The sequence below is a fragment of the Actinobaculum sp. oral taxon 183 str. F0552 genome, from assembly GCF_000466165.1.
In the GTDB taxonomy this organism is placed as follows: Bacteria; Actinomycetota; Actinomycetes; order Actinomycetales; family Actinomycetaceae; genus Peptidiphaga.
Genome location: NZ_KE951413.1, coordinates 21,014 through 26,799, shown reverse-complemented (window position 1 = coordinate 26,799; position 5,786 = coordinate 21,014). Strand labels below are relative to the sequence as shown.

The following is a 5,786-nucleotide window of genomic DNA, read 5'->3' as shown; positions in this document are numbered from 1 at the left end:
GGGAGTCTCCCCGGGCCCACCGCCGGCATGACGCACGGGACGTCGGCGCGCAGGGTTCACCTCCTGCCGGAAAGCGGTGCGGTCGCGCCTCTTCCCCGCCGGATGACGCAGCCGAGCCGGCCTAGTTCGCCGCGTCCTCGCGCGTGCGGCGGCGCTGGCGGGAACCCCGCCGCGAACCCCGCTCGCGGCCTTCGCGTTCGCGGCGCGCGGGACGCTCGGAGGCTGCGGCCTGCTCGGCGGCCTCTCCGGCCGCCGACTCCTCCACGACGGCGTCCAGGGAGACTTTGCCTCGGGGGTCGATCTCGCCGATCTCCACCTCGACCTTGTCTCCGACGTTGAGGATGTCCTCGACGTTCTCGACCCGCCTGCCCCCGACGATCCGGCGGATCTGGGAGACGTGGAGGAGACCGTCGCGGCCCGGCGAGAGCGAGACGAACGCTCCGAAGGTGGTCGTCTTGACGACCGTGCCGACGAACCGCTCGCCGACCTCGGGCATCTGCGGGTTGGCGATGCCGTTGATGGCGGCGCGGGCGGCTTCGGCGGAGGGGCCGTCCGTCGCGCCGATGAACACGGTGCCGTCGTCCTCGATCGTGATCTCCGCGCCCGTGTCCTCCTGGATCTGGTTGATCATCTTGCCCTTGGGGCCGATGACCTCGCCGATCTTGTCGACCGGGATCTTCACGGCGATGATGCGCGGAGCGGTCGAGGCGAGCTCGTCGGGGCCGTCGATCGCCTCGGCGATGAGGTCGAGGATCGCGAAGCGGGCGTCGCGGGCCTGGGTGAGCGCGGCGTCGAGGACCGCCGCGGGGATGCCGTCGAGCTTCGTGTCGAGCTGGAGGGCCGTGACGTATTCGCGGGTGCCGGCCACCTTGAAGTCCATGTCGCCCAGGGCGTCCTCGGCGCCGAGGATGTCGGTGAGGGTGCAGTACTTGGTCTCCCCGTCGATCGTGTCGGAGACAAGGCCCATGGCGATGCCCGCGACGGGGGCCTTCAGCGGGACCCCCGCATTGTAGAGAGAGAGGGTCGACGCGCAGACTGAGCCCATCGACGAGGAGCCGTTGGAGCCCATGGTCTCGGAGACCTGCCTGATCGCGTAGGGGAACTCCTCGCGCGAGGGGAGCTGGGACTCCAAGGCGATCTCCGCCAGATGCCCGTGGCCGATTTCGCGGCGCTTGGGGGATCCGACGCGGCCCGTCTCCCCCGTCGAGTACGGAGGGAAGTTGTAGTGGTGGATGTACCTGCGGTGGGTGGCCGGCGAGAGGTTGTCCAGCTGCTGCTCCATCTTGAGCATGTTGAGGGTCGTCACCCCCAGGATCTGGGTTTCGCCGCGCTGGAACAGCGCCGAGCCGTGGACGCGGGGAAGGACGCCGGCCTCGGCCGTGATCGTGCGGATCTCCACGGGCGTGCGCCCGTCCATGCGCACGCCCTCGGTCAGGACGTGGTGGCGCATCGTCTTCTTGAAGGCGGCGTTGACGGCGGCGGCGAGCATCCCCTCCTCTTCGGGGAAGCGCTCGGCCAGTTCCTCGACGACGGAGGCGGTCAGGTCGTTGAGGGCCTCGTCGCGCTCGGCCTTGGCGACGATCCCGAGGACGGGCTGGAGGCGGTCGCCGATCGACTCGGTGACGGCCTCGAGCTGCTCCTCCGTGTAGTCCGGGAAGAAGGGGAAGTCGCCGACCGGCTTGCCGCATTCGCCGATGAGCTTCGCCTGCGCCTCGCACAGGGCGCGGATGACCGGCTTGGCGGCCTCCAGGCCTTCGGCCACGACGGATTCCGTGGGCTTGGCGCCGCCCGCGTTGATGACGATGTCGGCGTGCTCGGGGGCCTTGGCCTCGACCATCATGACGGCGACGTCGTCGCCGACGACCCTGCCCGCGATTGCCATGGAGAACGTGGCCCGCGTCAGCTCGCTCCACCGGGGGAAGGCGACCCACTGCCCGTCGATGAGGGCCATGCGGGTTCCGCCGATCGGGCCGGAGAAGGGCAGGCCCGCCAGCGAGGTGGACATGGACGCCGCGTTGATAGCCAGGACGTCGTAGGGGTCGTCGGGGTGCACGGTCAGCACGGTGCCGACGATCTGGACCTCGTTGCGCATGCCCTTCGTGAAGGCGGGGCGCAGCGGACGGTCGATGAGCCGCGCGGCGAGGATGGCCTCGGTGCCGGGGCGGCCCTCGCGGCGGAAGAACGAGCCGGGGATCCGGCCCGCCGCGTAGGACCGCTCCTCGATGTCGACGGTCAGGGGGAAGAAGTCGAAGTGCTCCTTGGGCGCCTTCGACGCCGTCGTGGCGGCGAAGACGGTGGTCTCCTCGTCGAGGTAGGCCAGCGCCGAGCCGTTCGCCTGGCGGGCCAGCAGCCCGGTCTCGAAGCGAACGGTCCGCTTGCCGAAGCTCCCGTTGTCGATGACGGCCTCTGACGAGTGGACGTCGGGTCCCTCCATAGGGTTATTCTCCTTTGATTGGCCCCGACACGGCCTTCAGTGGCGACTCACGGACGGACTCCGGAAGCTCCCACCGAGGACCGGGCCCGGGGTTTCTTCTTGTCTTCTTGTGCCGGAGGGCCGCGCCCTCCGGAAGGCATACGATGCGCCCCGCATGCCGAAAGGCGGCCCGGGCAATGTCCGGACCGCCTGCAGTCACCGGCGCAGGCCGAGACGTGCGATGAGTGAGCGGTAGCGCTGGATGTCCTCCTCGGCGAGGTACGCCAGGAGACGCTTGCGCTGGCCGATGAGGAGCATGAGCCCGCGCCGCGAGTGGTGATCGTGCGGGTGGGACCGGAAGTGCTCGGTCAGCTCCTTGATGCGTGCCGACAGCAGCGCGACCTGGACCTCCGGCGAACCCGTGTCGCCCTCGTGCGTCGCGTACTCCGCGATGATCCTCTGCTTCTCTTCAGCCTTGAGGGCCATTGATTCTCCTTCGTCCGTTGCACGGAGCTGCGGGGCCTGTTCTCCCGAGCATGACGCATCCGTGGCCGACCTGACGGCTTGACAAGTTTACCAGGTGTCCACAAATCCCCATCCGCGACATCCGTGTGACCTTGAATACCCGGTGGGACGTCCGGCGTCAGGTGGCCGTCACGGCCGCCGGGTCGACCCGGCCGGCGGTCGGCACCCCGAGGATCTCCGCGGTGACGCGGAGATCCTCGTCCATCTGCCGCAGGAGCCCGTCGAGGGACTCGAAGCTCAGCATGGGGCGCAGGTATTCGACGAAGTCGACCGCTATCGACTCGCCGTATAGGTTGAGGTCGCTGCGTCCCAGGGCGTGGACCTCCACCGTTCGCTCCGTGCCCTCGAAATGCGGATTCGTCCCCACCGAGATGGCTGCGGGAAGGTATTCGGCGGCCTTCGAGCCCGGCACGGAGCGGACGAGCCATCCGGCGTAGACTCCGTCGGCCGGGACTTCGCCCAGGCCGTCGCCGGTGAGGTTGGCCGTGGGGAAGCCGATCTCGCGTCCCCGCCGGAAGCCGTGGACCACCTGCCCCCTGATGCGGTGGGACCGTCCGAGCACGCGCGCCGCGCCGGCGACGTCCCCCGAGGCGAGCAGCTCTCGGATCCACGTCGACGACCAGCGGCGCCCCTCGGGGGCGCTTCGATCCGGCACGAGGGTGACGTGGACGCCCGCCCGCCGGCCCAGCCGTTCGAGCTCGGCGCCGTCGCCGGAGTTCCTGTACCCGAAGCGCACGTCTTCCCCCACGACCACGGCCGCGGCGTGGAACCGGGCGACGAGCTGGTCCTCGACGAACTCCCGCGGGGTGGCCCGCGCGTAGTCGAAGGTGTACTCCTGGACGTACACCGCGTCGATCCCCGCCGCCGCGAGCCGGTCGATGCGGTCGGCCAGCGTCGTCACGAGCCGGATCGGCGCGGCGCGGTGAACGAGCACCGGGTGGGGGTCGAACGTCAGGGCGACGGAGGTGAGGTCGCCCTGCCTGGCCTGGCGGACGGTCTCGGCGAGGACGGCGCGATGGCCCCGGTGCACGCCGTCGAACACGCCGATGGTGACGACGGTGCGCCCGAGGTCCGCGGGGACGTCCTCGGGCGCCCGCCATACGCGAATGGGCGTCATCGGGCGCCGCGAAGCCCCAGGTCCTCGCGGCCGTCGGAGATGTCGGAATGGCCTGCGGCCCGGGCGGCGCGCGCCGCCTGAGAGCCGGCGCCCTTGCGGCCGCCGCAGCCGCAGGCGCAGCCGTCGGCCTCGGCCGGCTGCTCGGACGCGCTCTGAGCGGGATTCGCCTCGGCGGCGTGGCAGCCGCAGCCGCCGTTGTCGATGTCAGTCATGCCGTCAAGGATACCCCGGCGCCCGGGCCGTCACAGCGCGTCTTCGCCGAGGGCGAGGAGCAGGTCGGGTTTGAGGCGGCCGCCCCGCTCGCAGACGAGGGCGACCGGGCCGCGGCTCCCCCACGCCGCCGCGACGGGCTCCTCCCCCGACCCCGGCGGGGCCTGGCCCCACTCGCGCATGGCGATGAACCGGCCGCTGGCCAGGTCCTCCGCCTCGTCGTCGGACACGTCGACGCGCGGGAAGAGGGCGGCGCACACCTCCGCCAGGGGCGCGAGCGGCACTCCGCCGCCCGCCAGCAGGAGGCGAGCGACGCCGGCTATCGTCGTGGCCCGGCTCTCCGTCCACATCCCCACGCGCGTGCGTCGGAGGGCCGTCAGGTGCGCGCCCGTTCCGAGGGCGGCTCCCAGATCCCGCGCGAGGGCGCGGACGTAGGTTCCGGCGCCGCACACGACCCTGACGCGGACGTCGGCCACCGTCACGGGCCCGGCGTCGCCGCCGGCCCGCGACACGGCCAGGCCGCCCTCGCGTTCGAACGCGGAGATCCGCACGGGCCGCGCGGGCAGGCGGACGTCGACGCCGCGGCGCACCAGCTCGTGGGCGCGCCGGCCGCCGACCTTGACGGCGCTGACCGAGCTGGGCACCTGCTCGACGACGCCCGTCAGGGCGGCGATCGCGCGGTCCACCGCCTCGACCCGCACGCCCGCGGCCCCGCGGGCGGCGGTCACCCGCCCGTCGGCGTCCTCCGTGGAGGTCTCCACGCCCAGGCGGACGGTCGCCGTGTACTCCTTGTCGGCGCCCGTGACGTAGCGGAGCAGCTTCGTGGCCCGTCCCACGCCGACGCACAGGACGCCGGTGGCCATGGGGTCGAGCGTTCCGGCGTGGCCGGCCTTGCGGGTCCCGGCCAGGCGCCTGACGGCCGCGACGACGTCGTGGCTGGTGACGCCCGCGTCCTTGTCGACGACGAGCAGGCCGGAGCCGGGGAACTCACCCCGCGGGAGGTCGCCCCAGGGCATGGCCCGGCGGGCCGCGCCGCTGCCGGACGGCTCAGCCACGCGGCTCTTCGGCGTCGCGCGGCTTGCGATACGGATCGGCCTCGCCCGCAGGCCGGGCGCCGGCCGCCGACCTGGCGATCTGCTCGTCGCGGCGGCGCGCCGTCGCGAGCGCGTCCTCCAAGGACCGGGCCGTGTCGGGCAGGGCGTCCGGGACGAACTCCAGGCTGGGTGTCAGGCGCAGGCCCAGCTGGGCGCCGACCTGCGAGCGGAGCAGCCCCTTGGCGGATTCGAGCGCGCGCCCGGCGGATGCGAGCTTGTGCTCGTCGCCGTAGACGGTGTAGAAGACGGTGGCGTGCTGGAGATCGCCGGTGACCCGGACGTCGGTGATCGTCACGAGCTCCAGACGGGGGTCCTTGAGCCTGTTCGTCACGAGGGAGGCGACGATCTCGTGGATCCGCTCGGCCACCCTGGCGGATCGTGGATTGGGCACGATGCCCTCCTTTCGCGGAGGCGGGCCGCCGCGGCG

6 protein-coding genes are annotated in these 5,786 nt (G+C 72.1%); all 6 read right to left on the bottom strand.

Features of this window, described 5'->3' with window-relative positions; translation table 11 throughout:
- Positions 1–121: 121 nt before the first annotated feature.
- The 6 genes from HMPREF0043_RS02720 to rbfA all read right to left on the bottom strand — a co-directional run bounded on the left by HMPREF0043_RS02720 (position 122) and on the right by rbfA (position 5,753).
- Positions 122–2,434, bottom strand: a complete 2,313-nt coding sequence (locus tag HMPREF0043_RS02720; RefSeq protein WP_021601317.1) for a polyribonucleotide nucleotidyltransferase — start codon at positions 2,432–2,434, stop codon at positions 122–124.
- A 195-nt stretch (positions 2,435–2,629) separates the two neighbouring features.
- Positions 2,630–2,899, bottom strand: coding sequence for a 30S ribosomal protein S15 (gene rpsO, locus HMPREF0043_RS02715; protein WP_021601316.1), 270 nt, complete (start codon positions 2,897–2,899; stop codon positions 2,630–2,632).
- A gap of 157 nt (positions 2,900–3,056) precedes the next feature.
- Complete coding sequence (locus HMPREF0043_RS02710) at positions 3,057–4,046, bottom strand: bifunctional riboflavin kinase/FAD synthetase (protein WP_040317708.1); 990 nt, start codon at positions 4,044–4,046, stop codon at positions 3,057–3,059.
- A gap of 5 nt (positions 4,047–4,051) precedes the next feature.
- Entirely contained in the window at positions 4,052–4,267 is a 216-nt protein-coding gene (locus HMPREF0043_RS02705; RefSeq protein WP_021601314.1) for a hypothetical protein, read from the bottom strand.
- A gap of 30 nt (positions 4,268–4,297) precedes the next feature.
- The gene (gene truB, locus HMPREF0043_RS02700; protein ID WP_232206000.1) at positions 4,298–5,320 is read right to left on the bottom strand and encodes a tRNA pseudouridine(55) synthase TruB; all 1,023 of its coding nucleotides are present in this window, start codon (positions 5,318–5,320) and stop codon (positions 4,298–4,300) included.
- On the bottom strand, positions 5,313–5,753 hold the full coding sequence (gene rbfA / locus HMPREF0043_RS02695; protein ID WP_379050984.1) for a 30S ribosome-binding factor RbfA: 441 nt from the start codon (positions 5,751–5,753) through the stop codon (positions 5,313–5,315). Before rbfA ends, truB begins: the two co-directional genes overlap by 8 nt.
- Positions 5,754–5,786 lie beyond the last annotated feature (33 nt).

Excerpts from the sequence above, each read along its gene's own strand:
- HMPREF0043_RS02705 (WP_021601314.1), bottom strand. The coding sequence starts at position 4,267 with ATGACTGACATCGACAACGGCGGCTGCGGCTGCCACGCCGCCGAGGCG.
- rpsO (WP_021601316.1), bottom strand. The coding sequence starts at position 2,899 with ATGGCCCTCAAGGCTGAAGAGAAGCAGAGGATCATCGCGGAGTACGCG.
- HMPREF0043_RS02720 (WP_021601317.1), bottom strand. The coding sequence starts at position 2,434 with ATGGAGGGACCCGACGTCCACTCGTCAGAGGCCGTCATCGACAACGGG.